This is a genomic window from Nonomuraea sp. NPDC003214, from assembly GCF_053590035.1.
This window is the reverse complement of record NZ_JBSFSX010000014.1, coordinates 113,964-136,557: the sequence shown is the minus strand read 5'-3', so window position 1 is coordinate 136,557 and position 22,594 is coordinate 113,964. Positions and strand designations below refer to the sequence as shown.

The window sequence follows — 22,594 nt, the reverse complement described above, 5'->3', positions numbered from 1 at the left end:
CAGGAACCCCATCAGCGCTGCCCTCCCCGCGCCCCACCCTGGACGTTCTCAGTCATCCCAGCGGCATCGGCCGATTCGGCAGCGCCGACCGCCTCGGTGGCTCCGGCCGCCTCGGACGCTTCCGCCGTCCCGGCCGCTCCGGTCGAGGGGGCCGTACCGGCTGCTCCGGGCGAGCGCGCGGCACCGACCGCTCCGGTTGAGGAGCCCGTATCAGCCGCTTCCGCCGCGTCGTCCGCTTCCGCCACTCCCGTCGCGTCAGCTGCTGCCGTCTCGGCCGGTCCGGTCGAGCGGGCTGTCTCGGCCGGTCCGGTCGAGCGGGTCGTCCCGGCCGCTCCGGGCGAGGAGGCCGTATCGGCCGCTTCGGCCGTTCCCGTCTCGGAGGCCGTATCGGTTGCTTCCGTCGTCTCGCGGACGGGAGCGTCGTTCACGCCGGCTTCGTCGTAGTGGGAGAAGATCCGCCGGTAGAGGCGGCTGCGCTCGATGAGCTCGTCGTGGGTGCCGTAGTCGACCAGCTCGCCGCGCCTGAGCAGCAGGACCTTGTCGGCCCAGCGGATCTGCGAGAGCCGGTGGGTGATGAGCAGCGTGGTGCGCCCGTCGAGGATACGCCCGATCGCCTGCTGGATCTTGTCCTCGGTGGCGGAGTCGATGGCGCTGGTCGAGTCGTCGAGCACGAGGATCGCCGGGTCGGTCAGCAGCGCCCGCGCGATCGCCAGCCGCTGCCGTTGCCCGCCTGACAGCGTGACGCCCCGCTCGCCGATGACGGTGTCGTAGCCGTCGTCGAGCTCGGCGATGAACTCGGCGACCGAGCGGGAGAACAGCACGATGTCCTGCTCGATCGTGGAGATCTGCGAACGCAGCGAGTCGAGGTCCCAGTCGCGCACGTCGACCCCGTCGACGAGGATGCGCCCCTCGGTGACGTCGTAGATGCGGGGCACCAGCTTCGTCAGCGTGCTCTTGCCGGACCCGGTCTCGCCGACGATGGCCACCGTCTCGCCCGGTTTCACGGTGAACGTCACGCCGCGCAGCACCGGGTCGCCTTCGTCGTGCCCGAAGGTCACGTTCTCGAAGGCGATCTCGCCGGTGATCGGCGCGCTGTGGGCGTCGGCCCGCTGTTCCAGCTCGGTCTCGGAGGTGATGACGTTCAGGATGCGCCGGGACGACACGATGCCGAGCTGCACCAGCGAGAACGTGAAGATCGACATCTGCGTCGGGAACCCCAGCATGGCCAGCAGCCCCATGAACGACACCAGCTCGCCCAGCGTGATCACGCCGGTGCCCTGGAGGTGGAGGCCGTGCCACAGCCCTCCGGCCATCGCGAACGCGAACAGCAGGGTCGGCAGGTAGCGGGCCTGCACCAGCCCGTTGCGTACGAACGAGTCGCGGTAGCGGCGGGCGTTCACCCGGAACCTGCGCCGTTCCTGCCCCTCCTGCGCTGTCACCTTGATGACCTCGATGCCGCGCACGGCCTGGTTGAGCCCGGCGTTGAGGTCGCCGAACTCCTCCCGCATCCGCGTGGCCACCGGGTTGAGCTGCCGCATGTAGTGCCACAGCGCGCCCGCGAACAGCACCGCGAACACCCCCGGCACCAGCAGCAGCCGCGGATCGATCGCGCCGATGAAGAACAGCGGCACCAGCCCGGTGAGCCCGGAGTCGACGATCAGGTCGATCCCCGGAGTGATCATGATGGACAGCTGCCGGATGTCGTTGGCCGCCCGGGCCATGAGATCGCCGACGCGCTGCCGGTTGTGGTAGGTCTGGCTCTTGCCCAGCAGGCTGACGTAGAGCTCGTCACGCGCGTCGCGCTCCAGCCGCTTGGCCAGCACCTCGCTCGACAGCCGCGCCACCAGGTCGAACAGCCCCCGCACGGTCACCACGGCCAGCAGCGTGAGCGCGATCATCCCGAGCGCGTGGATCGCCTCGGCCCGCTCCCCCAGCACGGCGTCGAACGCCCCGCCGGTGAACTGCGGCACCATGGCGTTGAGCACCACCATGACCAGCGACCCGCCGAGGAAGCCGAGAAGCTGGAGCGGGTGGCGGCGCAGGTGTGACCACAGCCAGCGCACCGGGCCGCGCCGGTTGTAGCGGGGACCGTCGACGGAGAACTCCGAACTGCTGGTGGTCACGTGCAAGCCCCCCGGCCGCGGAACAGCGGACAACGACCCTGTTTTCTACCACCCGGCACCGACAGATTCCCAACGCTTTTCCACCCAAAAATGCCTGGTACGCCGCATTTCCCTAGGCCCAGCGCCCATCCCCGCCGGGCCCGGGTCAGGGAATCCGCACCGCTCCGGAAGCCCCCGCCGGCGGGCTCACCCTCGTGCTGCGCGCAGCGGGGAGTCGACGTCGCCCGCCCCGGCGTCGAGCGCCGACCGCAGGAACGCGAGCTGCCGCCGCACCCCACCAGGCTCCCCGGCCCCCACCGGCGAACCCACCCCCGCACCGGTCGCCGACCCCACCCCCGGGCCCGGCGACGTGCCTGCGGTGGCCGGGACGGTGAGGCGGACCACCCCGACCAGGGCGCACACGCTGCCCCCCGCAGCGATCACCCGCAGCACCCTGCGGGAGATCGGCGCCTTCTTGGACATCCGGTGATCGTAACCACGTCAAGCCACCCCATGTCAGGTCACTTCCTTCCGAGCCACCCGGATCATCCCGGCCACCCCCGGCAGCACGATCCAGAACGTCGCCGCCACGGCGAGCCGCAGGGCGTCACCACCGGTCAGCTCACCGTCCATGAGAGGCGTGGCGGCGGTGTTGAGGTCGAGCCATTCGGCGAGCGTCGCGCCGACGTCGCCGAGCAGGCGGACAGTGCTCCACACGAGGGTCGAGGTCAGGGTGATGACGATCGCGGCGGGCGCGTTGAGCAGCAGCAGGCCGAGCGCCAGCCCCATGGCGACGCCGAGCACGCAGCTGACGGTCCAGCCGAGCAGGGCGGCCACGTCGATCTCCCAGGAGGCCGCCACGCCCTCGACCCCGGCGATCACGGCGGTGACCGGGACCGCGACCAGCATCGCGAACACGACGGCGACCACGGCCGTGACCAGCGGCGGGACGCACTTGGCCGCCATCACCCGCCACCGCCGGGGTTCGAGCGCGAACGTCGTCAGCGCGGTGCGGTGGCTCCACTCGCCGGTGACGGTGAGGATGCCGAGCACCGGCAGCAGCGTGCCGTAGCCGATCCCGGCGGTGCCGAGGAGCAACTGGTAGTCGGGACCGGCGACCAGGCCGCGGGCGGCGATGGCGGCGACGGTCAGGGCGGCCAGGATCGCGGTCATGACCTTGCCGCTGCGGGTGTCGAAGAGCTTGCGCGTCTCGACGGCCAGCAGTCTGGGGAACGGGATCGGCGCGGCGGTGGCGGTCATGCGTGGCTCCGGTCGGCGTGGGAGGTCAGGTCGAGGAAGGTCTCTTCGAGGGTGCGGCCCTGGCTGAGCTGGGCGGGGCTGCCGTGGGCGAGGACGCGGCCCCGGCCGATCAGCACGAGGTCGTCGGCGACCTGCTCCACCTCGTGCAGCAGGTGGGAGCTGAGCAGCACGGCGCAGCCCGCGTCGGCGAGGCCGCGCAGCAGCCCGCGCATCCACTGGATGCCCTGCGGGTCGAGGCCGTTGGCGGGCTCGTCGAGGATGAGCGCGCGCGGGCTGCCGAGCAGCGCGTGGCCGATGCCGAGCCGCTGGCGCATGCCGAGGGAGTAGCCGCCCACGGTGCGGCGGCTCTCCTTGCGCGACAGGCCGACGAGGTCGAGCACCTCCTCGACGCGCCTTCTGGGCAGCCCGAGCGTCATCGCGCCGAGCGTGAGCACCTCCCGCCCGGTGCGGCCGGGATGCTGGGCTCCGGCGTCGAGCAGCATGCCGACCTGGGCGGCCGGGTTGGGCAGCGCGGCGTAGGGCCGCCCGAGCACGGTGGCGGAGCCCGAGGTGGGCCGCGCGAGACCGGCCAGGATGCGCAGCGCGGTCGACTTGCCCGCGCCGTTGGGCCCGAGGAACCCGGTCACGCTGCCGGCCTCGACGGTGAACGACACGTCGTCGAGCGCCTTCACATCCCGGTAGGCCTTGGTGAGGTTGCTGAGCTCGATCATGCGCCCAAGTTCATCGAATTCGGGCGCGTACCTCATCAGTCCCGGGTCGAGCGCTGCCGACCGGAAAGTAGACCTGGGTACGTCAGGCCGTAGACCCAGGTCGCTGGTAGGTCACGTGGGTGACCATGCTGTTGCCGGAGACCTTGACGGGTTCGAGCGTCATCGGCCCGACGCCGTCGAACAGCCGCTCCCCCGCTCCGATGACCACGGGCGCGATGTGCAGCCGCAGCTCGTCGATCAGCCCGGCGGCCAGATACTGGTTCACCGTGTGGGCGCCGCCCGCGATGGCGACGTCGGCCGCGCCCGCGACCTTGCGTGCCTGGTCGAGGGCCGATTCGATGCCGTCGGTGACGAAGTGGAAGGTGGTGCCGCCGAGCATCTCCAGCGGCTCGCGCTCGTGGTGGGTGAGGACGAAGACCGGCGCGTGGTAGGGCGGCTCGTCGCCCCACCAGCCCTTCCAGTCGAGGTCCCAGTCGCCGCGGCCGGGGCTGAACATGTTGCGTCCCATGATGTACGCGCCGGCCGTGGTGATGGCCTTGACCTCCTCGGCCTCGGGGTCGGCGAACATCCACTCGTGCAGGCTGTCGCCGACGCCGTCGCCGAACGGGTTCTCCAGGGTCTGGTTCGGCCCGGCGGCGTAGCCGTCGAGGGAGATCGCCAGGTCGCAGGTCACCTTGCTCATGGTCTTTCCTTCAGCTCGTGAGGCTCGTTCTCATGAGGAGGTCGTAGCCGATTGCGCGTCCTTGACACGGCCGGGAACTTTTTTCCGAAGAGAATCCTGCAAGGCGACGAGGGACCTGACGAGCGGGTTGGCGTCGCCGCGCCGCCAGGCGAGGACGAGGCGGCTGGGCGGCAGGTCGGTGAGCGGGACGGAGGTGAGCCCGTCGGGCAGCTCGTGGGCCAGCGGCGTGAGCCCGACCGTGCCGTTCCACAGCACGGCCTGCATGCACTCCTGGGCGGTGCGCACCACGGGGCCGTCGCCGCGGACCCAGTAGGCGCGCCACACGGGGTCGGTCCCCTCGGGCAGGCGGAACCAGCGCCGCCCGTCGAGATCGCGCAGGCGCAGGCTGTCGCGCCCGGCGAGCGGGTCGTCGGCGCGCAGGACCACCCCGACGGGGTCGGTCCGGAGCACGCGCACCGCGATGCCGGTCTCGTCGAACGGGGTCCGGGTGAGCGCGACGTCGACCAGCCCGGCCCGCAGCCCGGCGGTCGGGTCGGTGAAGTCGGCCTCGCGGATGTGGATGCGGACCGCCGGGTGCCGCGCCCGGAACCCGGCGACGAGCCGGTCGCCCGCCTGTTCGACGCTGTCGGCCAGCGTGCCGATGGTGAGCGTGGCGGTGGAGACCCTGGCGCGCAGCCGCTCGGCCTGTTCCAGCAGCGCCCGCGCCTCGTCGTACAGGACGGCTCCGGCGTCGGTGAGCGTGACCCCGGTGGGCGTGCGGTGCAGCAGGACGGCGCCGAGATCGGCCTCCAGCCGTTTGACGGCCCGGCTCAGCGGCGGCTGGGTCATGTGCAGCCGCGCGGCGGCGCGCCCGAAGTGTCGTTCTTCGGCCACCGCCACGAAATAGCGCAGCGAACGCAGGTCCATCACCGGCGACCATACCCGGACGGTATCGGCGCTGCGCGACCGGTGTTGGACGCCGCCGCGCGCCGCGCGCTGCACTGGACCCCATGACCGACTCCATGACCGGCCCCATGACCGAACCCGTCGTGCAGCTCACCGACGTGCGGGAACTCGCCCGCGACCTGGTGGTGATCCCGGACCGGCGCGTCCAGCTCGTGCCCAACGTCGGCCTCGTCGGCGGTACGCACTCCGTGCTGGTGATCGAGACCGGAATGGGCCCGCGCAACGCCGAGACCGTGCTCGGCTTCGCCGCCGAGTACGCCAAGGGCCGCAGGCTCTACCTGACCAGCACCCACTTCCACCCCGAGCACGCCTTCGGCGCCCAGGCGTTCGCGGGCGAGGCCACGTACCTGATCAACCGGGCCCAGGCCGAGGACCTGGCCGCCAAGGGCGCGGGCTACCTGGAGATGTTCCGGGGGCTCGGCGAGCCGGTGGCCCGGCAGTTGGAGGGCGTCGAGCTGCCCGTCCCCGACCTGGTCTACGACAGCTCGTACGAGCTCGACCTGGGCGGGCGGACGGTGCGGCTGGAGGCCACCGGGCGGGCGCACAGCCGCGGCGACCAGGTGGTGACGGTGCCGGACGCCGGGGTGATGTTCACCGGCGACCTGGTCGAGGCGGGGCAGTTCGCGATCTTCCCGTGGTTCCCGCCGCACGACACGGACGTGTCCGGCCTCGGCTGGATCGGCGTGATGGAACGGCTGATCGCCGCGCGCCCGCGGGTGGTGGTGCCCGGTCACGGCGACTGCGGCGGGCCGGAGCTGCTGGCCGACGTGCGCGACTACCTGCGGCTGCTGCGCGACGAGACCTGGGCGCGCCGCGACTCCGCGATGAGCGAGGAGACGATGGTCGCCGAGATCACGGCCCTGATGATCGAACGGCATCCGGACTGGGAGGGCCGCGAGTGGATCGAGAAGGGCGTCGTCTGCATGTGCGCCGCCTGACCCCGGTGGCATCCTGGGGAGCATGTCCGGCACTTCCGCACGACTGCTGAAGCTCCTGTCCCTGCTGCAGTCCCCGCGCGAATGGCCCGGCAGCGAGCTGGCCGAACGTCTGGGGGTCACCGGGCGCACCATTCGCCGCGACATCGAACGGCTGCGCGGGCTCGGCTACCCCGTCGAGGCCACCCGGGGCGGCGACGGCGGCTACCGCCTGGTCGCGGGCACCGCGATGCCGCCGCTGCTGCTCGACGACGAGGAGGCGGTGGCCATCACGGTCGGCCTGCGCACCGTGACCCGGCACGCCGTCGACGGCATCGACGAGGCGTCGGTCCGCGCCATGGCCAAGCTGCAACAGGTGCTGCCGTCGCGGCTGCGCCACCGCGTCGGCGCGCTGAACACCGCCACCGCCCCCGCGCCCCAGCTCGCCGGGCCGGGCATCGACCCGGAGCTCCTGACCGTGCTCGCCACGGCCGCCGCGCACGGCGAGCGCCTGCGCTTCCTGTACCGGGCGGAGCGGGAGAGCAGGCGTCACGTGGAGCCGCACCGCCTGGTCACGGTGGGCCGCCGCTGGTACCTGGTGGCGTACGACCTGGACAGGGACGACTGGCGCACGTTCCGCGTCGACCGCATCGAGGAGCCCCGGCCGACCGGCGCCCGCGCCACGCCCCGGCAGCTCCCCGCCGACGACGCCGCCGACTTCGTCACCTCCCGGCTGAACGCGCTCGCGCCCACCTACCAGGCGGTCGCCACGCTGCACGCGCCGATCGAGCAGGTCGCGGTGCGGCTCGGCGACGCGACCGAGCTGGAGCCCCTGGACGAGCGCCGCTGCCTGATCCGCAGCCGCGGCGACACGCTGGACTGGCTGGCGTTCCGGCTGCTGGCGATCGGCTGCGAGTTCGACGTGCACGAGCCGCCCGAGCTGGTCGAACACCTGCGCGCCCTGGCCGCCAGAACCCTGCGTGCCGCTCAGGACAGAAACTGACCTATACGGCTCCTACGGTCGAGGGCATGACGAACTTCAAGCCCGAGGGCTACACGACGGTGACGCCGTGGATCATCTCCCCCGACACCGCCGCCCTCATCGACTACCTGACGGAGGCGTTCGGCGCCGAGGAGCTGGGCCGCGTCGTCGACGACAGCGGCGTCATCGGCCACGCCGAGGTGCGGATCGGCGACGCGATCGTGATGCTGTTCGACTCGCCTCCCGGCTGGCCGCCGACGCCCGCGTTCCTGCGCCTGTACGTCGAGGACGCGCGGGCCGTGCTGCGGCAGGCGGTCAAGGCCGGCGGCGTGGTGGTCAGCGAGGTCACCCACCTGGCCTTCGGCGACCTCGTGGGCCGGGTGCGCGACCCGTACGGCAATCTGTGGTGGATCCAGACCCGCATCGAGGACGTGACAGCCGAGGAGCTGGAGCGCCGCTGGAGCGATCCCGGGTTCGCGGCGGCCATGGAGTACATGCAGAACCCGGAGACCGACTTCTTCGGCGGCGAAATCCGGTCGACAAGGGGCCCGCGTACGGACTGAGATGGTCCGGACCCCGTCCCGACCGCAGGAGCCGTACGTGCCCTTGATCGACGACACGCTGGCCAGACGCCTGGTCGACGCGCAGTTCCCGCAGTGGGCCGGGCTGCCGCTGGAGCTGCTCGACCCGGCCGGCTCCGACCACGTGATCTACCGGCTGGGCGAGAAGCTGGCCGTACGGCTGCCCCGCCACGACGGCGCCATCGGGCAGGCCGCGAAGGAGGCCGCGTGGCTGCCCCGGCTGGCCCCGCACCTGCCGCTCGCGGTCCCGGCGCCGGTCGCGGTCGGCGAGCCCGCCTTCGGCTACCCGTGGCCGTGGGCGGTGTCGCGCTGGCTGACCGGCGAGGTGGCGACCGTCGAGACGCTGGGCGACTCGGCCGAGGCCGCCGTCGAGCTGGCGGCGTTCCTGACCGCGCTGCAACGACTCACCCCCGTGCCGCCGCGCGCCGGGCTCCGCACCGAGCCGCTGTCCGGCCGCGACCGCGACACGCGGGCGGCGATCGCCGAGACCGGCGGCGTGTTCGACGCCGCCGCGATGACCGCGCTGTGGGACACGGCGCTGACCGCGCCCGCCTGGGACCGTCCGCCGGTGTGGGTGCACGGCGACTTCCACACCGGCAACCTGCTGGTCGACGGCGGGCGGCTGAGCGCGGTGATCGACTTCGGCGGGCTCGCCGTGGGCGATCCAGCCTGCGACCTGATGATCGCCTTCACGCTGATGTCACCCGGCAGCCGGGCCGTCTTCCGCGCGGCGCTCGGCGTGGACGACGCCACCTGGCTGCGCGGGCGCGGCTGGGCGCTGGCGACGGGCCTCAACGCCTACACCGCGTACGCCGCCACCAGCCCGCGCGTCGCCGCGCAGACCGCCCGCCAGATCACCGCCGCCCTGGACCCCTCAGCGTGAGCGCGGCCTGGCGCGGACGTGCATGCGCTCCCCCTGGCGGCCGAACAGGTTGATCACCTCCACCGGCGACTCCCCCGCGGGCCCGAACCAGTGCGGCAGCCGGGTGTCGAACTCGGCCGCCTCCCCCGCCTTCATGACCAGGTCGCGGTCGCCCACGACGAGCCGCATGCGCCCGGACAGCACGTACAGCCACTCGTAACCCTCGTGCGTGACCAGTTCGGGCCGGTTCTGGTCGGCCGGGATGATCGACTTCCACGCCTGCAGCGGCCCCGGCTGGGTGGTCAGCGGGATCACCGTACGGCCGTTGTGCACCCGCGGCCTGATGTGGACGCGCGGGTCGCCGACCGCCGGCGCGCCGACCAGCTCGTCCAGCGGCACCTGGTGGGCCAGCGCGATCGGCAGCAGGAGCTCCAGGCTGGGGCGGCGCTGGCCCGTCTCCAGCCTGGACAGCGTGCTCCTGGAGATGCCGGTGGCCTCGGCCAGCGCCGACAGGCTGACCTCGCGCCGCTCGCGGATGCGCCGGAGCCGGGGGCCGACCTCGGCCAGCGTCGCGGCGATCGGCGGCCGGTCCGGGGATTGCTCGTCCATAGGCCCATTCCACCGCGAGCGTCCCAGAAATGGCAACGTAAGTTGCTGCCCGATCCGCGTCCCCAGCACCATCGGCGCGGAGGTGATCACCATGATCAAGACAACCGAGGAACCGGGCGGCGACAGCACACGGCAGGCCGGCGATCCCCCGCCGGCCTCGCGGGGAAGGCTGCCGTTCGGCGTCTACCTGCTGGCCTTCAGCCTGTTCGCGATGGGCAGCGCGGAGTTCCTGCTGGCCGGGGTGCTGCCCGCGGTCGCGGACGACCTGCGCATCACGCTGCCCGCCGCCGGCGCGCTGATCTCCGCCTTCGCCGCCGGCGTCGTCGTCGGCGGGCCGCCCTTCGCCATCCTGAGCCTGCGCTGGCCGCGGCGCACCACGCTGGTCACCACCCAGGCCGTCTTCGCCGCCTCGGTGGCGATCGGGCTGGTGACCGACGACTACCCGGTGCTGCTGGCCAGCCGCTTCGCCTGCGGCCTCGCCTACGCGGGCTACTGGGCCGTCGCCGCCGTCACCGCCGTCGGCCTGGTCACACCCGACCGCACCGCGCGCGCGTCCGGCGTCGTCGTCAGCGGGCTCAGCCTCGCGATGATCGCCGGCGGCCCGGCCGGCGCGCTGGTCAGCCACCTCGCGGGCTGGCGGGGCGGCTTCTGGCTCGTCGTCGCCCTGACCGCCGCCGGGGCGCTCGCCGCCCTGGTCGCGATGCCCGCCACCAGCGCGGGCGTGGAGCCGAGCGTACGCCGCGAGCTGCGCACCCTGCGCCGCCCACAGCTGTGGACGGTCCTCGCCGCCACCATCCTCAGCACAGCCGCGTACATGATCTCGTTCAACTACCTGGCGGCGCTGCTGACCGGCGTCACCGGCCTGCCGGGCGTCTGGGTGCCCGCGGTCCTCGCGCTGTTCGGCATCGGCGCGTTCGCCGGGCTGTCCGCCGGCGGCAGGATCGCCGACCGGCGTCCCTTCCACGCGCTGCTGACCGGGGCGATCGGCATCCTCGTCGTGTCCGTCCTGCTCGCCCTGCTCGCCCGGTACGCGCTCGCTGTCGTCCCCCTCGTCCTGCTGCTCGGGATCGCCGGGTTCGTCCTGAACCCGGCCATCTACGCCCGCGTCTTCGCCATCGCCTCGGCCGCGCCGACGCTCGCCGGAGCGACCACGGTGTCCGCGTTCCAGCTCGGCATCAGCCTCGTCCCGGTGCTCGCCGGCGCCGCGCTCAACACCGGCGCCGGCCTCACCGCCGTCCCCTGGATCGGCGCCGCCCTGGCCGCCGCCCTCATCCCGCTCATCCTCCTCGACCGCACAACCTCCCGCAGGGCCACGCATGTCTAGCCTGACGGACGCCTTGCCCAACCACCACGGTAGTCATACGGTCACGCTGGGCGTCCGTCCAGGCGAGGGAGATCGACATGACCGAGGCCGGGCTCCGCGGGCTCCTGGCCGAGCGGCTCGAGGCGGCCGGTGACCTGCCGCCCGAGTGGCGGAAGGCGTACGACGCCGCGCCCCGGCACGTGTTCGCCCCGGCGCGCGGCTGGGCCGTCCCCGACGGCGGCGGCGCCGGCCACGCGATCGACCGCGACACCGACCCCGACGCCTGGTGGGAGAGCGTCTACTCCGACGCCTCCCTGATCACCCAGGCCGACGACGGCGCGGGCGACCCGGCGACGGGCGAGGGCTCGTGGACGTCGTCGCTCTCGGCCCCCGGCGCCGTGTTCGCCTCGCTCGCCCACCTGTACGTCCACGACGGGCAGCGGGTGCTGGACGTCGGCACCGGCACCGGCTGGACGGCGGCCCTGCTGTCGGCCCGGCTGGGGGACGACCATGTCACCACCGTGGAGGTGGACCCGGCGGTCGCCGACCAGGCCGCCAAGAACCTCGCCGTCTGCGGGCGGAGCCCCCGCCTGGTGGTCGGCGACGGCGCGCTCGGCCACGCCGCCGGAGCTCCGTACGATCGCGTGCACGCGACCTGCGGCGTCCAGCGAGTCCCGTGGGCGTGGGTCGAGCAGACCCGCCCCGGCGGCGTCATCGTGACGCCGTGGTCACCCGGCTGGGCGTACGGCCACCTGCTGCGGCTCACCGTGGGCCGCGACCGGGCGGTCGGACGGCTCGTGGGATCGGCCGGCTACATGATGATGCGCGCCCAGCGCCACCCGGTCCCCGACCGCCTCGGCACCCGCCCCGAACACCGCACCACGCCGATCGACCCCCGCGACGTCGCCTGGGACGACTACGGAGCCGACGTGGCCATAGCCGCCCTGGTGCCCGGCGTGGTGAGCGCGACGACCAGTGAAGGTGACGACACGATGGAGGTACGGGTATGGGACGGCGACGGATCATGGGCGACGACCGGCTACCGACAGGGCCGCCGCGAGTTCGCCGTGGCGAGCCATGGGACTAGACGGCTGTGGGACGAGGTCACCGACGCGTACCTGACCTGGGTGGAATGGGGCCGGCCGGCCCGCGACCGCTACGGCGTCACGGTCACTGCCGAAGGGCAGCAGATCTGGCTCGACACCCCGGACCGCGTCATCGGCCCCTCGTGCCCGGCATGACCTGAGACCGCCTGCCCGCCGCCGGAACCGGGTGGCGGGCAGGCGTCTGCCCAGACGTCTCAGCCGGTGGTCCCGGCCTGGGTGAAGGCGAGGGGGACGCCGCAGGCGTCGTCGGCCGGGACGTAGAAGCCGTCCGGCGTGGCGCGGGTGGCGATCTGGTTGCCCTCGACGAGCTTGCGGGCGTGCCCCAGGTCGCGTACGGCCACGGTGTGGGCCGCCAGCAGGGGCAGGCCGGGCAGGACGTGCCCGGGGAGGACCTCGTCCAGGGACGAGTGCGGGATGATCTCGACGCGCCCCTCCCGCAGGGGCAGCACCCGCCGGGTGCCGTCGATCCATACGTCGGTGTCCAGGACGCGGGCGTGGCGTTCCTCGTGCACGTCCAGCTCGTCGTCGGGCACCACGAGCAGCACGCTGTGCAGGCCCACGGCGCCGTTCGGGTGGTCGAGGTAACGGGACTGGTGGACGTGCTGAGGAGTGAGCTGCTGGGTTGCCTGGAGTGCGCCGCCGGGGGTGTGGGCGGGGTCGACGCGGACACTGTCGGCGCGCACGGTGCGGGGGCCGTCGGGGGTGTCGACCTGGCGTTCGAGGGCGCGGATGCCGGTGGAGGCGAGTCCGGCGGCGTGGAGCCGGGCAGCGGTGGTGCGGATGTCGCGGGAGCCGAGCGTCATCAGGAGGCCGCGGTAGGTGCGCCGCAGGTGGTGTACGCCCCACGGGTCAGGGGCGGCAGGGTCGACGATGCCGAGCAGTTCGATGAACGAGCGGCCGAAGTAGGCGCACCGGTTGGCCGTGCAGGTGGGCATCAGCGGGCCGCCGGGGCGTTCGGCCAGGTGGTGGGGCGAGGCGGGGCTGAGAGTGAAGCCGAGCGCCGCGAAGCGGGCCGAGGCGGCGGGGAGGTCGGTGGTGATGAGGACGGTGTGGTCGATGTAGTCGATGTCGGGGGCTTCGCGGTGGTTCATGGTGATGTCCTCCGGTGCGGGATCACACGGCCGAGGCGATGGCGGCGGCGACGAAGAGCACCTGCAGGGCCGTACGGGCAGGCAGTGGGGTGACGGGCTTCCCGCCGAGGGTGAGGCCGCGGCGGGCGGCCGAGACGTTGGCCGGGAACATGGCGATCATGAGCAGGGCCAGGCAGGCACCCGCGTAGGGGGCGAGGCGCGGGATCAGGAGCCCGGCGGCGCCGGCCAGCTCCAGGACGCCGGTGAGGGTGACCAGCAGGGCGGGGCGCGGGAACACCGGCGGCACCATCGCGGCGAAGTCGCGCCGCCACGAGGGCAGGAAGTGCGGCACCCCGGTGAAGGCGAGCATCAGGGCGAGCGCGCCGCGCAGGGCGGGCTGCCAGGCGTCCAGGGCGTCGACGCCGGCCACGCCGAGCAGTCGCAGGACGACGAAGCCGCCCGTGAGGGCGATGAACGGAACCATCCCGTCCTCCAATCTTGTCATCGGCAAGATTGGAGGACGGGTCGCCATCTTGTCAATGTCAAGATAAGGTGAGGGCGTCACAGCGGAGGTGAGGGAGATCAGCCAGCCGTCCTACCACCACGGCAACCTGCGGCGCGTCATCATCGACGCCGCGCTCCAGGCCATCGGCGAGTCCGGCCCGGCCGGGTGGAGCCTGCGCGAGCTGGCACGCCGCGCGGGCGTCTCGCACGCCGCCCCCGCCCACCACTTCGGCGACAAGCAGGGGCTGCTGACGGCCGTGGCGGTCGAGGGCTTCACGCTGTTCTCCGACGCGCTGGAGGAGGCGGCGGCCGACGTGTGGGAGGTGGGTGTCGCCTATGTCCGGTTCGCCATCGACCATCGGCCCTATTTCGAGGTGATGTTCCGGCCCGAGCTCTACTGCGCCGACGACCCGGACGTGCGGAGCGCGCAGGAGCGGGCGGCCGGGGTGCTCGTCGACAGCGCGCGGACGCTGTCACCCGGCGCGGAGCACGACCGGATGACCACGATCGCCGCCTGGTCGCTGGCCCACGGCTTCGCGAGCCTGTGGCTGAGCGGCGCCCTGCCGGAGAGCTCCGGCGGCGACCCGGAGGCGCTCGCCCGTTCGATGATCCGGCTCGTCTTCGGCGCCCTTCGCTGAAGAATCCCGGGCGGCAGGCGGGAGCCGACCCGGTGCCGAAAGTGCGGTGAAATCAAAAGTAAAGCGGCCCGATCTATCGTTTCTCACGACCACGAATCCGATGAGGAGGGTCCGAGAATGCGAGCACGGAAACACCTGCCGGCGGGCATCGCCGCCGCCGCGCTCCTGGCCACGATCGGGATGGCTGCACCCGCCGCCGCCACCAGCGGTTCCATCTGCCTCTACTCCGGCATCCAGTCCGTCTGCGTCACCCCGTCGCCCGGCTACATCCCGCTGGCGCGCGAGATCACGTCCGCGCGTAACAGCAGCCCGTACGCGGCGCGTCTGGTCCCCGCCGAGGGCGTGAACATCGGCTGTCTGCAGCCGGGCGAGACGGAAACGTACTCGCAGCCGCACAAGATCTCCGGTATTCGTGTCTACGCCGGCGGCACCTGTCCTCTGTAGGCGGTCGTCCCCACCGGTGGAGCCGTGCCCCGGAGACGACATGCTCGCGACATACCGGGCTTCGGTAGGAATGCCGTCGCCGAAGTCCTGTGCTCGAAAGGCTGACATATGCGCGACGCGTTTCCTCCCCTTCTGGTCACTCCCCCGTGGGAGCGGAAGCCCCCGGTGATCCCGGGGCTTCTGCCTCCCGCGGGACGGGTGGTCGACTGGTTACCGGGGGAACGCGAGGAGCTCAGGCAAGGACTTCCCGGCCGTTCCCATCTGACGGCCGAGCTCAAGGAGGTCCTCCAGCGGGAGGGATGGGAGGGCGTCGTACGGGAGTTCGTGAACGGGCGAATCGTCCGCGAATCGGCGCAGTTCTCGCTGTTCGAGCTGGCTCCGGAGGAGCTGGTCCGGCCGCTGCTGGGGAGCTGGAAGCTGAAGCTCAGGCGTTCGTCCGACTTCTCGATCCTGCGGACCGTCACCGTGCGGTTCGAGGCCGACGCCCTTCCCGTGGTGTTCCCCAACGCCAAGACTCACCGGTCCGGCTGGGCGCTGATGCCGTTCCGCGACGTCGAGGTGGCCCGGTTGATGGCCGCCTGGCTCGGCAGGGCCGCGACGCGCCACCACGCCCGGGAGTGGTTCGCCCGGCACGGGACGGCGGCGGTGCCGTACCTGGTGCCGGACGCGCTCGGCACCAGGCGGGCCGCGCGCGACAAGGCGGGGGCGGCGCTGTTCCACATCGTCTCCGGGCACGGCAGGGCGGCCGTGGTGGCGGCCGCCAGGACCTACGGCGACGAGGTCGCGGACGCTGTCACGCTGATTCTGGACGGGGGCGCGCCGACGAGCAGGCCGCGCGCCCTCTCCTGGCTGGACGTGGACACGCTGCCCGAGGTCCGGCTGCGCGACGGCCGGCCGCTGCCCGCCGACGCGGTGCGCAACCTGGTCGGCGCGCTCACGCTGTCGCCCGGCGTCCAGTGGAACGCCCCGGCCGAGATCTATCCCGGCCTGCAGGACGTGCTCGACCTGTGCGAACGCACGTCGCTGGCGGCGTTCGGCTGGGCCGTGTACGAGGCGTGGGAGGCCGCCGGGGCGCCGTCCGGCAACCGCTGGGTGGTCGATCAGCTCATCTGGCTGGCCGACGACGAGGTCACCGGCCGGCTCGGCTGCCTGGCGCTGAACGGCCCGGCGAACATCTCCAAGGACGTCACCGGCGTGCTCGGCGACATCGGCACGGCCACGGCGCTGGCCCAGCTGGAGTACGTGGCGCGGCGGGCCAAGCCGGGGTTGCGCGGGACGGCCAAGGAGCGGATCGCCTGGGCCACCAAGCGGCCCGGAACCCGGGCGCCCAGGCCGCGCGTTCACCGGACATGACGAGACCTCAGCTCGCCTGTCCCCTCTGCCAGGGCACCGAGTTCCAGCAGGAGCAGGGCCGCCTCGACAGCCGGTGGGGGATGACCTCCCACCGGATGACGCTGATGATCTGCACGCGCTGCCGCTACATCCTCCACTTCTACGACAAGCACTCCATTTTCGACTTCGACTGAGCCGGGGCCCGCCCGGGTCACCGGCCGAACTTTCCCGGCATGCCGTACATCTCATGCCTTGTGATCAAAGAGATGCTGGCGACAGCGCTGATGGCCGGGACCGTGCTGACCGGGACGGGCGCGACGGCGAACGGCGGGATTCCCCGGAACTTCCTGCTGACCGAGGTGCAGGCGCGCACCCCGTGACGGCCGCGTCGCGATGCGCACGATCACGCACTTGACCAGCGCGCCCGAACTGAGCGCCGAGCAACTCGTGCTCTACCGGAGCGCCAGGTCCGCCGATGCCGCCTTCGACCGGCTCCGGGCTGACCTCAAGCGATGCCCGGGAGGCGGCAAGCCTCGGTTCGTCGCCCAGCGGGTCCGCATCGGGGACGAGGCCGTGCTGGTCACCCGCGAGTCGGGGCTGGCGTGGCTGGCCGGGCGCCGTGGCCGCGCCCTGTTCGTGTACGCCCATGCCCTCCCGAAGAAGCACGTCACCGCCCCGGCCAGGAAGATGGCGAAGAAGGTGTGCCGGATCAGCGGCGTGTGCCGCTGAGCCCTGGGAGCTCAGGCGCCGATGAGGGGCAGCAGCAGGTCGTCGACGATCGCTTCGATCTGCTCGTCGGTGCTCCTGGGCTGACCGCTGAGGCAGTGGTAGAAGATCATCGCGGGCCCCGCCGTGGCGATCGCCGTCTCGTTGCGGCCCGGGGCGGCGCCGCCGTGCATGCCGATCAGCTCGGCGATCCGCTTCTCGCACGGCTCCGTGGCCGATTCGCGGAAGAGAGCGCGTAGCTGCGTGGTCTGCGCCACGCCCGCGGCGGCGACCGCCTGGAAGGCCGCGCCGTTGGAGTCGTACAGCACCCGGTTCAGGTAGGAGAGCAGCATCACCAGGCCGTCGCGCAGCGGCGTGGCCGGGGTGACCTCGGGCGGGCCGGGGATCAGCTCGCGCAGCGCGTCGCGGATCAGCTCGTCCTTGTTGCGCCAGCGCCGGTAGAGGGCCGCCTTGCCGGTGCCCGCCGCCGCGGCGATCCGGTTGGTGCTCAGCTTGGCGTAGCCGACGGTCCCGAGCTGCTCGATCACCGCATCGAAGATCACTCGCCGGAGCTCCTCGCCGCGCCGCCGTGACGCGGGCTCGGGCCGGGCGGACCGTTCGGCCGTGGTGGCCATCAGCACCTCCTCCTTGCGATCCCACCCTACCCGCGCCCTATAGTGAACCACCTGGTTCCCTATTGAGGAGTGAACGTGTCCCGCCTGCGCGAAAGAACCGCCGTCCGCAGCGCCGGCGCGGTGACGCTGGCCGTCATCGTGTCCTGCGAACTGGTGCTGATGCTCGACGCGACGATCGTCAACGTCGCGCTGCCCGAGATCCGGGGCGGTCTCGGATTCACCCCGGCCGGGCTGTCGTGGGTCAGCAACGCCTTCCTGCTCGTCTACGCCGGTCTGCTGCTGCTCGGTGGCCGCGCGGGCGACATCCTCGGCCACCGCCGGATGTTCCTCGCGGGCATGACGGTGTTCACCGTCGCCTCCCTGGCCGGCGGGCTGGCGACCACTCCCGGATGGCTCGTCGCCGCCCGCGCCCTGCAAGGGCTCGGCGCCGCGCTGGCCGCGCCGAGCACGCTCGCGCTGCTGACCACGAACTTCCAGGGTGAGGCCCGGGCGAAGGCGCTCGGCGTCTACTCGTCTGTCACCGCGTCGGCCATGACGCTCGGGCTGGTCCTGGGCGGGATCATCACCACCGCGCTGTCCTGGCGCTGGGTGCTGTTCGTCAACGTGCCGATCGGGCTGCTCGTGATCGCGCTGGCGCCGCGCGTCCTCGCCGAGGCGCCGCGCCGGCCCGGGCGCTTCGACGTGGCCGGTGCGCTGACCTCGGTCGCCGGGCTCGGCGCGGTGGCCTTCGCGCTGGCCCGCGCCGCCGAGCACGGCTGGCGGGACGTCACCGCGCTCGTCGCGCTGGCGTGCGGCGCCGGACTGCTGGCCGCCTTCGTCCGGGTCGAGGCGCGGGCGCGGCAGCCGATCCTGCCGCTGCGGCTGTTCGCCGACCGCGCCCGCGCCGGCGCCTTCGCCGGGCTCCTGCTGCTCCCCATGGTGACGATGAGCACGCAGTTCCTCATCGTGCAGTTCCTTCAGGAAGTCCTCGGCCACAACGCGCTCCAGGCGGGCCTGGCGTTCCTGCCCATGGCGCTCGGCATGCTGCTGACCGCGCAGAGCGCGCCCCGGGTGATCACCCGGCTCACCGCCAGGGCCGTCGCGATCACCGGCGTGGCCCTGATCGGAGCGGGCGTCGCCTGGCTGGTCCCGATCTCCGCCACGACCGGGTACGTCACCGGCATCGCCGGCCCCCTGCTTCTGGTGGGGGCCGGGCTCGGGCTCGTCGTCGTGCCGTTCAACCTGGCGATCATGTCCACCGTCGCCCCCGCCGACACGGGCGCGGCCGCCGGGGTGCTCCAGACCGCGATGCTCACCGGCGCGTCACTCGGCATCGCGATCCTGTCCAGCGTGTACGCCTCGGTCGCCGGGAACACGGGAAGCACAGGCAACGCCGTGGCCGTCGCCGTCGCCGACGGCATGGGAGCCGCCTTCACGGTCGGCCTGGGCATCACCGCCCTGGCGCTCGTGCTGGTGATCCTGACCCTGCCCGCTCAGCGGTAGCCGGTGGCGTCGGCGGGGCGGCCCGGGTCCTGCACCTCGACGAGATAGCGCCAGCAGTCCGGCTGGGAGCCGTCCACGTCGGTGAACCCGTACTCGCGGGCGAGCTGCCCGCTGGACAGCGACTGGCCGCTCCACCGCATCACGTCCGGGTCCGTCGCCAGCGCGGCGACGGCCCGGCCCACGTAGCGGGGCGTCTCGGAGATCACGAAGTGCGGCTCGCGGGCCGTGGCGTCGCGCCAGTTGTCCTCCGTCACCTCGAACAGGTCCAGCATCAGCTCCGACCTGAGCCAGCCCGGCGTCAGCGTCACCGCCGCGCAGCCGTGCTGCCGCAGCTCGTGCGCCTGCGCGAAGCCGAGCCTGATCACCGCGCTCTTGGCGTGGTCGTAGAAGAAGGACACCCGGTAGTTGTCGTCGTTGTACGCCTTCGTCCCGTCGGTCATCTCGACCACGAGGCCGCCCGGCCGCCTGATCAGCAGCGGAAGCGCGTAGTGGCTGGTGATGATGTGCGTGTCGATGGCCAGGCGGAGCAGCCGCAGCCCCTTGTCCAGGTCGTGCTCCCACAGCGGCGAGTCCCATTCGGCCAGCAGTTCGCCGCCCCAGATGTCGTTGACCAGGACGTCCAGCCGCCCCTGCTCGCGTTCGATCCGCTCGACGAGGGCGCGCACCTCGTCGCGTTCGAGATGGTCCACCCGGACGGGGATGCCCTCACCGCCGGCCTCGGTCACCAGGGCGGCGGTCTCCTCGATGGTCTCCGGCCTGCCGTACTCCGAGCGGCTCTCGCCGGTGGTCCTGCCGGTCACGTACACCGTCGCCCCCGCCGCCCCGAGTTCCGTCGCGATGCCCCGACCGGCGCCCCGCGTCCCCCCGGCGACCAGCGCGACCTTGCCCTTCAACGTGTTGTGCATGAGCCGAACGTAACCGCGATACCCGACAGCGTCTGTCATCTTTTCCCGGACTTCGGCGGCGGCCCGGCGCTAGGTTGGGCGCATGGATCTGATGCAGCGGGCCGCGGAGCTCAAGGGCGAGCTGTCGGAGTACGCGAGGTCGCCGAGGTTCCAGCGGGCCACCCGGAACATGATCCAGCGCGCGTTCCCCGACGGGGTCGGTGACGAGATGGTCTTCTCGACCGCTCTCGACGCCTTCGTCCTCACCGAACGCCTCGAAGGCGGCCAGACCGTCCTCGGCTCGTTCGCCGAGCGCTTCACCGGCGCGGACCGGGCGCTGCTGCTGTCGTGGGCCGACTACGTCCAGGGCGTGTTCGAGATCAAGGAGCCGTACGGCGACGACGGCGTCATCGCCGTCAACCACGTCGACGAGCTGACCTACCGGATCAGGTCCAACATGGGCGCCGAGGGCGTCGAACAGCTCACGCCCGGCGTCGTCATGGTCGGCGGCCTCGTGCCCGTCGGCGACGACTGGATGATCAGCGGCGCCGCGACGGCCTACTCCGCCGACGACGTCGCCGCCGTCCTCGCCGGCGTGCGCACCCTCCAACTGCAGAACCCGCGCATGGTCTTCCGCAACCCGGACAAACTCGCCCAGGCCCGCGCCCTCCAGGCGCGGCAGCGCGCCTCCTTCATCGACCTGTACGGCAGCGACCTGGTGATCGTCGCCGGCGACGCGGTCCAGGAGACGATCCTGGCCTTCTACCGCCACGACCACGAACGCAACGGCGGCGAGCCCGGCGCATGGCGTGAGCCCGAGCTGCCCGACCTCGGCCTGTCCGGCGCGCCCAGCCTCGCGGTCGTCTTCGACGAGGATGAGGGGCTCAGCTTCTTCCCGGGCTTCGACCTCGCCCAGGCGGCGTTCGCCGACCCGTCGCTCCTGGTCCGCCGCCCGTACCGCGACGTGATCAGCGGCTACCTGCGCGGCGCCGACACCGGCCCCGGCATCCTGCGCCGCCTGGCCGCCCCGGACCCGGCCAAGGCCGACCAGGTCTTCCGCAAGCTGCTGAACAAGCCCGGCTTCTCCTGGCAGCGCGACGGCGAAGCCCTGCTGCGCAAACACAAGCCCACCTGGTTCGACGCCCCGATCCTGCCCAGGGTGATCCCCCTGTAAGGACACAGGTTCACAGGGGATGCCGGGCGCGTGAAGATCACCTCACGGGGTTCTTACCGAGAAGGGTGACACATGCGTAATCGAGTCTTCACCGCACTGGCCGCCGCCGTCGCGTTCGGGGGGCTGGCGGTGGTGCCGTCGGCGGCGCAGGCCGCCGAGAGCTGCCCGAAGGGCTACATCTGCTTCTACTACGGCTACAACCAGAGCGAGGGCATGTCGTTCAAGACGAACCAGAACTGGAGCGGCAGCGTCTCCGCCCGGTCCTACTTCAACAACGCCTACGCGCAGGAGGGCTACGACCACGTCAACCTCACGGTCGCGTTCGTCGGGACGCAGTGCGTGCACTTCGGTGACCCGGACGGCAAGGGGAACATCCCGGCGCCGCCGGCCTCGATCCGCACGGTGACCAAGGTGACGTGGCGCGGGGAGTGCTAGACCCGCGCGTGTGAGGCGAAGTCCGTCAGGGCCGTGAGGAAGGCGCGGGGTTTGTCGTCGTGGATGACGTGCCTGGCGTCGATGCGGCGGTAGACGGTCTGGGGGGCGAGGTCGCGGACGCGGCGGGCGTCGTCGTCGTCCATCGCGCCGACGAGGCCGTGCTTGACGAAGCGGTTCCAGTTGGCGTGCATGAGGAGGACGGGGCCGCTCACCGCCCGGAGGGCGGCCTCGTGGGAGAAGTCGCCGTAGAAGCGGCCGTCGACGAACGCCCTGGCGAAGTCGGGGTCGAACATCGAGACCGCCCGGACCGTCTCGTCCAGGGAGCGCGGCAGCCAGCGGACGCCGAGGCTCGCGGGGCGGCCGGGGTGGCGGCGGGCGTGCCGGGTGACCAGGCGGTCGAGGAGGTCGACGAACCGGTCGGGCATCCGGATGCTCTTGTCCTCGGCGATCGGGATGTCCTGGCGGAAGATGTCGGCCGGGCGGCCGTTCTCGGCGACCTCGGCGGTGTGGACGAGGCTGGCGTAAACCCAGCGGTCGCGGTCGCGGAAGCGCGGCATCTCGACCGAGAAGATCGGCGGGTCCTCCAGGACGGTGGCGGCGACCAGGTCGGGGATGTTGGCGGCGCACCACAGGGCGAGGACGCCGCCCGAGGAGTTGCCGCTGACGATCGCGGGCCTGCCGATGACGTCGCGCAGGAACCTCGCCAGGTCGCCGCCGGCGGAGTCCCACGAGTAGTCGCCCGGGGTCCACGAGGAGGCTCCGTGGCCCCGGACGTCGACGGCGTAGACGGTGAAGCGGCGGGCGAGCTCGGGCATGACGCTGCGGTAGCTGCTCCACAGGCTCATCTGGCCGGGGATCAGCAGGAGCGGGGCGCCTGACTCGGGGCCGCGGACGTAGTTGATCAGCACGCCGTCGAGCTCGGCGGACTCCTGGCGGAAGCCGGACAGCGCGGCGGGCAGCGGCTCGCGCAGGCCGTGGTAGGGGTTCACCGGTGGGGTCACTGCTCCGGCTCGCTCTGCGCGGCGAGGACTCCGGTGGCGAACTGCCGGAACCTCTCGTTGTCGACGAGCGCGATGCCCTGCTTGGGGTCGACGAGGACGAGCAGCGTGTCGCCGGGCTCGATGCCGAGCAGGTCACGGGCGTCCTTGGGGATGACGATCTGACCCTTCTCGCTGATCTTCACGGTGCCCACGATGTACCGGCCATCCGGCCCTTCGATCATTTTTCCGGTCATA

The 22,594-nt window shown here is 72.3% G+C and carries 27 protein-coding genes; 14 read left to right on the top strand and 13 right to left on the bottom strand.

Annotated features, from left to right (window positions below; translation table 11 throughout):
• Positions 1-11: 11 nt before the first annotated feature.
• From ACWDXC_RS36295 to ACWDXC_RS36270, 6 genes are all read right to left on the bottom strand, one after another.
• Positions 12-2,123: an ATP-binding cassette domain-containing protein gene (locus ACWDXC_RS36295; RefSeq protein WP_449989890.1), complete on the bottom strand. Its 2,112-nt coding sequence runs from the start codon at positions 2,121-2,123 to the stop codon at positions 12-14.
• Positions 2,124-2,309: 186 nt separating this feature from the next.
• Positions 2,310-2,585, bottom strand: a complete 276-nt coding sequence (locus ACWDXC_RS36290) for a hypothetical protein (RefSeq protein WP_449989887.1) — start codon at positions 2,583-2,585, stop codon at positions 2,310-2,312.
• A gap of 33 nt (positions 2,586-2,618) precedes the next feature.
• On the bottom strand, positions 2,619-3,362 hold the full coding sequence (locus ACWDXC_RS36285; protein WP_449989885.1) for an ABC transporter permease: 744 nt from the start codon (positions 3,360-3,362) through the stop codon (positions 2,619-2,621).
• A complete protein-coding gene (locus tag ACWDXC_RS36280) occupies positions 3,359-4,072 on the bottom strand; it encodes an ABC transporter ATP-binding protein (RefSeq protein ID WP_364180703.1) in 714 nt (237 codons plus the stop codon). The genes ACWDXC_RS36285 and ACWDXC_RS36280 overlap by 4 nt, the downstream gene beginning before the upstream one ends.
• A gap of 82 nt (positions 4,073-4,154) precedes the next feature.
• Positions 4,155-4,754: a dihydrofolate reductase family protein gene (locus ACWDXC_RS36275; RefSeq protein WP_449989882.1), complete on the bottom strand. Its 600-nt coding sequence runs from the start codon at positions 4,752-4,754 to the stop codon at positions 4,155-4,157.
• A gap of 30 nt (positions 4,755-4,784) precedes the next feature.
• Positions 4,785-5,660 (bottom strand): LysR family transcriptional regulator, encoded by an 876-nt coding sequence (locus tag ACWDXC_RS36270; RefSeq protein ID WP_449989879.1) that lies wholly within the window; start codon positions 5,658-5,660, stop codon positions 4,785-4,787.
• Between the two features lie 83 nt (positions 5,661-5,743).
• Between ACWDXC_RS36270 and ACWDXC_RS36265 the strand changes: the two genes are divergently transcribed.
• Genes ACWDXC_RS36265 through ACWDXC_RS36250 form a run of 4 tightly spaced genes read left to right on the top strand, consistent with a single transcriptional unit; the run spans position 5,744 to position 9,059 of the window.
• Positions 5,744-6,637, top strand: a complete 894-nt coding sequence (locus ACWDXC_RS36265) for an MBL fold metallo-hydrolase (RefSeq protein ID WP_449989876.1) — start codon at positions 5,744-5,746, stop codon at positions 6,635-6,637.
• Between the two features lie 22 nt (positions 6,638-6,659).
• Positions 6,660-7,616, top strand: coding sequence for a helix-turn-helix transcriptional regulator (locus ACWDXC_RS36260; RefSeq protein ID WP_449989873.1), 957 nt, complete (start codon positions 6,660-6,662; stop codon positions 7,614-7,616).
• A 26-nt stretch (positions 7,617-7,642) separates the two neighbouring features.
• On the top strand, positions 7,643-8,158 hold the full coding sequence (locus ACWDXC_RS36255) for a VOC family protein (protein ID WP_449989870.1): 516 nt from the start codon (positions 7,643-7,645) through the stop codon (positions 8,156-8,158).
• Between the two features lie 37 nt (positions 8,159-8,195).
• Positions 8,196-9,059 (top strand): aminoglycoside phosphotransferase family protein, encoded by an 864-nt coding sequence (locus tag ACWDXC_RS36250; RefSeq protein WP_449989867.1) that lies wholly within the window; start codon positions 8,196-8,198, stop codon positions 9,057-9,059.
• Here ACWDXC_RS36250 and ACWDXC_RS36245 read toward each other — a convergent pair.
• A complete protein-coding gene (locus ACWDXC_RS36245; protein ID WP_449989864.1) occupies positions 9,051-9,647 on the bottom strand; it encodes a helix-turn-helix domain-containing protein in 597 nt (198 codons plus the stop codon). The genes ACWDXC_RS36250 and ACWDXC_RS36245 overlap by 9 nt on opposite strands.
• A 91-nt stretch (positions 9,648-9,738) precedes the next feature.
• On the opposite strand from ACWDXC_RS36245, the gene ACWDXC_RS36240 reads away from it, so the two are divergent.
• Together ACWDXC_RS36240 and ACWDXC_RS36235 are read left to right on the top strand one after the other, a co-directional pair.
• Positions 9,739-10,971, top strand: a complete 1,233-nt coding sequence (locus ACWDXC_RS36240) for an MFS transporter (protein ID WP_449989862.1) — start codon at positions 9,739-9,741, stop codon at positions 10,969-10,971.
• A 77-nt stretch (positions 10,972-11,048) separates the two neighbouring features.
• Entirely contained in the window at positions 11,049-12,191 is a 1,143-nt protein-coding gene (locus tag ACWDXC_RS36235) for a methyltransferase domain-containing protein (RefSeq protein WP_449989860.1), read from the top strand.
• 59 nt (positions 12,192-12,250) lie between these two features.
• Here ACWDXC_RS36235 and ACWDXC_RS36230 read toward each other — a convergent pair whose 3' ends face one another.
• Both ACWDXC_RS36230 and ACWDXC_RS36225 read right to left on the bottom strand, forming a co-directional pair.
• A complete protein-coding gene (locus tag ACWDXC_RS36230) occupies positions 12,251-13,147 on the bottom strand; it encodes a VOC family protein (protein ID WP_449989857.1) in 897 nt (298 codons plus the stop codon).
• Between the two features lie 22 nt (positions 13,148-13,169).
• Positions 13,170-13,631, bottom strand: coding sequence for a DoxX family protein (locus tag ACWDXC_RS36225; protein ID WP_449989854.1), 462 nt, complete (start codon positions 13,629-13,631; stop codon positions 13,170-13,172).
• Positions 13,632-13,698: 67 nt separating this feature from the next.
• Between ACWDXC_RS36225 and ACWDXC_RS36220 the strand changes: the two genes are divergently transcribed.
• The 5 genes from ACWDXC_RS36220 (at position 13,699) to ACWDXC_RS36200 (ending at position 16,773) form a co-directional block, all read left to right on the top strand.
• On the top strand, positions 13,699-14,268 hold the full coding sequence (locus ACWDXC_RS36220; protein WP_449989851.1) for a TetR/AcrR family transcriptional regulator: 570 nt from the start codon (positions 13,699-13,701) through the stop codon (positions 14,266-14,268).
• A 117-nt stretch (positions 14,269-14,385) separates the two neighbouring features.
• Positions 14,386-14,712: a hypothetical protein gene (locus tag ACWDXC_RS36215; RefSeq protein WP_449989848.1), complete on the top strand. Its 327-nt coding sequence runs from the start codon at positions 14,386-14,388 to the stop codon at positions 14,710-14,712.
• Positions 14,713-14,877: 165 nt separating this feature from the next.
• Positions 14,878-16,065 (top strand): hypothetical protein, encoded by a 1,188-nt coding sequence (locus tag ACWDXC_RS36210; protein ID WP_364180677.1) that lies wholly within the window; start codon positions 14,878-14,880, stop codon positions 16,063-16,065.
• Complete coding sequence (locus tag ACWDXC_RS36205; protein WP_364180675.1) at positions 16,062-16,238, top strand: zinc ribbon domain-containing protein; 177 nt, start codon at positions 16,062-16,064, stop codon at positions 16,236-16,238. The genes ACWDXC_RS36210 and ACWDXC_RS36205 overlap by 4 nt, the downstream gene beginning before the upstream one ends.
• A gap of 217 nt (positions 16,239-16,455) precedes the next feature.
• Positions 16,456-16,773, top strand: coding sequence for a hypothetical protein (locus ACWDXC_RS36200; protein WP_449989844.1), 318 nt, complete (start codon positions 16,456-16,458; stop codon positions 16,771-16,773).
• 11 nt (positions 16,774-16,784) lie between these two features.
• Here ACWDXC_RS36200 and ACWDXC_RS36195 read toward each other — a convergent pair whose 3' ends face one another.
• On the bottom strand, positions 16,785-17,384 hold the full coding sequence (locus tag ACWDXC_RS36195) for a TetR/AcrR family transcriptional regulator (RefSeq protein ID WP_449989841.1): 600 nt from the start codon (positions 17,382-17,384) through the stop codon (positions 16,785-16,787).
• Between the two features lie 75 nt (positions 17,385-17,459).
• Between ACWDXC_RS36195 and ACWDXC_RS36190 the strand changes: the two genes are divergently transcribed.
• On the top strand, positions 17,460-18,866 hold the full coding sequence (locus ACWDXC_RS36190; protein ID WP_449989839.1) for an MFS transporter: 1,407 nt from the start codon (positions 17,460-17,462) through the stop codon (positions 18,864-18,866).
• Here the strand turns inward: ACWDXC_RS36190 and ACWDXC_RS36185 are convergent.
• A complete protein-coding gene (locus ACWDXC_RS36185; RefSeq protein WP_449989836.1) occupies positions 18,857-19,771 on the bottom strand; it encodes an SDR family oxidoreductase in 915 nt (304 codons plus the stop codon). The two genes, ACWDXC_RS36190 and ACWDXC_RS36185, sit on opposite strands and share 10 nt — an antisense overlap.
• 82 nt (positions 19,772-19,853) lie before the next feature.
• Between ACWDXC_RS36185 and ACWDXC_RS36180 the strand changes: the two genes are divergently transcribed.
• Positions 19,854-20,924 carry a hypothetical protein gene (locus ACWDXC_RS36180; RefSeq protein ID WP_449989834.1) on the top strand — a complete coding sequence of 357 codons (1,071 nt, stop codon included), beginning with the start codon at positions 19,854-19,856 and terminating at the stop codon, positions 20,922-20,924.
• Positions 20,925-20,996: 72 nt separating this feature from the next.
• Positions 20,997-21,359 carry a peptidase inhibitor family I36 protein gene (locus ACWDXC_RS36175; RefSeq protein WP_449989833.1) on the top strand — a complete coding sequence of 121 codons (363 nt, stop codon included), beginning with the start codon at positions 20,997-20,999 and terminating at the stop codon, positions 21,357-21,359.
• On the opposite strand, the gene ACWDXC_RS36170 is transcribed toward ACWDXC_RS36175, so the two are convergent.
• Together ACWDXC_RS36170 and ACWDXC_RS36165 are read right to left on the bottom strand one after the other, a co-directional pair.
• Complete coding sequence (locus ACWDXC_RS36170) at positions 21,356-22,360, bottom strand: alpha/beta hydrolase (RefSeq protein WP_449989831.1); 1,005 nt, start codon at positions 22,358-22,360, stop codon at positions 21,356-21,358. The genes ACWDXC_RS36175 and ACWDXC_RS36170 overlap by 4 nt on opposite strands.
• A complete protein-coding gene (locus tag ACWDXC_RS36165; protein ID WP_231619066.1) occupies positions 22,357-22,593 on the bottom strand; it encodes an AbrB/MazE/SpoVT family DNA-binding domain-containing protein in 237 nt (78 codons plus the stop codon). The genes ACWDXC_RS36170 and ACWDXC_RS36165 overlap by 4 nt, the downstream gene beginning before the upstream one ends.
• Between the last annotated feature and the right edge of the window lies 1 nt (position 22,594).

What these genes read in the sequence shown, in the direction of transcription:
- ACWDXC_RS36235 (WP_449989860.1), top strand. Translation starts at nt 11,049, where the DNA reads ATGACCGAGGCCGGGCTCCGCGGGCTCCTGGCCGAGCGGCTCGAGGCG.
- ACWDXC_RS36245 (WP_449989864.1), bottom strand. Translation starts at nt 9,647, where the DNA reads ATGGACGAGCAATCCCCGGACCGGCCGCCGATCGCCGCGACGCTGGCC.
- ACWDXC_RS36270 (WP_449989879.1), bottom strand. Translation starts at nt 5,660, where the DNA reads ATGGACCTGCGTTCGCTGCGCTATTTCGTGGCGGTGGCCGAAGAACGA.
- ACWDXC_RS36265 (WP_449989876.1), top strand. Translation starts at nt 5,744, where the DNA reads ATGACCGACTCCATGACCGGCCCCATGACCGAACCCGTCGTGCAGCTC.
- ACWDXC_RS36205 (WP_364180675.1), top strand. Translation starts at nt 16,062, where the DNA reads ATGACGAGACCTCAGCTCGCCTGTCCCCTCTGCCAGGGCACCGAGTTC.
- ACWDXC_RS36165 (WP_231619066.1), bottom strand. Translation starts at nt 22,593, where the DNA reads ATGACCGGAAAAATGATCGAAGGGCCGGATGGCCGGTACATCGTGGGC.
- ACWDXC_RS36260 (WP_449989873.1), top strand. Translation starts at nt 6,660, where the DNA reads ATGTCCGGCACTTCCGCACGACTGCTGAAGCTCCTGTCCCTGCTGCAG.
- ACWDXC_RS36185 (WP_449989836.1), bottom strand. Translation starts at nt 19,771, where the DNA reads ATGCACAACACGTTGAAGGGCAAGGTCGCGCTGGTCGCCGGGGGGACG.
- ACWDXC_RS36285 (WP_449989885.1), bottom strand. Translation starts at nt 3,362, where the DNA reads ATGACCGCCACCGCCGCGCCGATCCCGTTCCCCAGACTGCTGGCCGTC.
- ACWDXC_RS36225 (WP_449989854.1), bottom strand. Translation starts at nt 13,631, where the DNA reads ATGACAAGATTGGAGGACGGGATGGTTCCGTTCATCGCCCTCACGGGC.
- ACWDXC_RS36275 (WP_449989882.1), bottom strand. Translation starts at nt 4,754, where the DNA reads ATGAGCAAGGTGACCTGCGACCTGGCGATCTCCCTCGACGGCTACGCC.
- ACWDXC_RS36290 (WP_449989887.1), bottom strand. Translation starts at nt 2,585, where the DNA reads ATGTCCAAGAAGGCGCCGATCTCCCGCAGGGTGCTGCGGGTGATCGCT.
- ACWDXC_RS36175 (WP_449989833.1), top strand. Translation starts at nt 20,997, where the DNA reads ATGCGTAATCGAGTCTTCACCGCACTGGCCGCCGCCGTCGCGTTCGGG.
- ACWDXC_RS36240 (WP_449989862.1), top strand. Translation starts at nt 9,739, where the DNA reads ATGATCAAGACAACCGAGGAACCGGGCGGCGACAGCACACGGCAGGCC.
- ACWDXC_RS36180 (WP_449989834.1), top strand. Translation starts at nt 19,854, where the DNA reads ATGGATCTGATGCAGCGGGCCGCGGAGCTCAAGGGCGAGCTGTCGGAG.
- ACWDXC_RS36280 (WP_364180703.1), bottom strand. Translation starts at nt 4,072, where the DNA reads ATGATCGAGCTCAGCAACCTCACCAAGGCCTACCGGGATGTGAAGGCG.
- ACWDXC_RS36195 (WP_449989841.1), bottom strand. Translation starts at nt 17,384, where the DNA reads ATGGCCACCACGGCCGAACGGTCCGCCCGGCCCGAGCCCGCGTCACGG.
- ACWDXC_RS36230 (WP_449989857.1), bottom strand. Translation starts at nt 13,147, where the DNA reads ATGAACCACCGCGAAGCCCCCGACATCGACTACATCGACCACACCGTC.
- ACWDXC_RS36255 (WP_449989870.1), top strand. Translation starts at nt 7,643, where the DNA reads ATGACGAACTTCAAGCCCGAGGGCTACACGACGGTGACGCCGTGGATC.
- ACWDXC_RS36215 (WP_449989848.1), top strand. Translation starts at nt 14,386, where the DNA reads ATGCGAGCACGGAAACACCTGCCGGCGGGCATCGCCGCCGCCGCGCTC.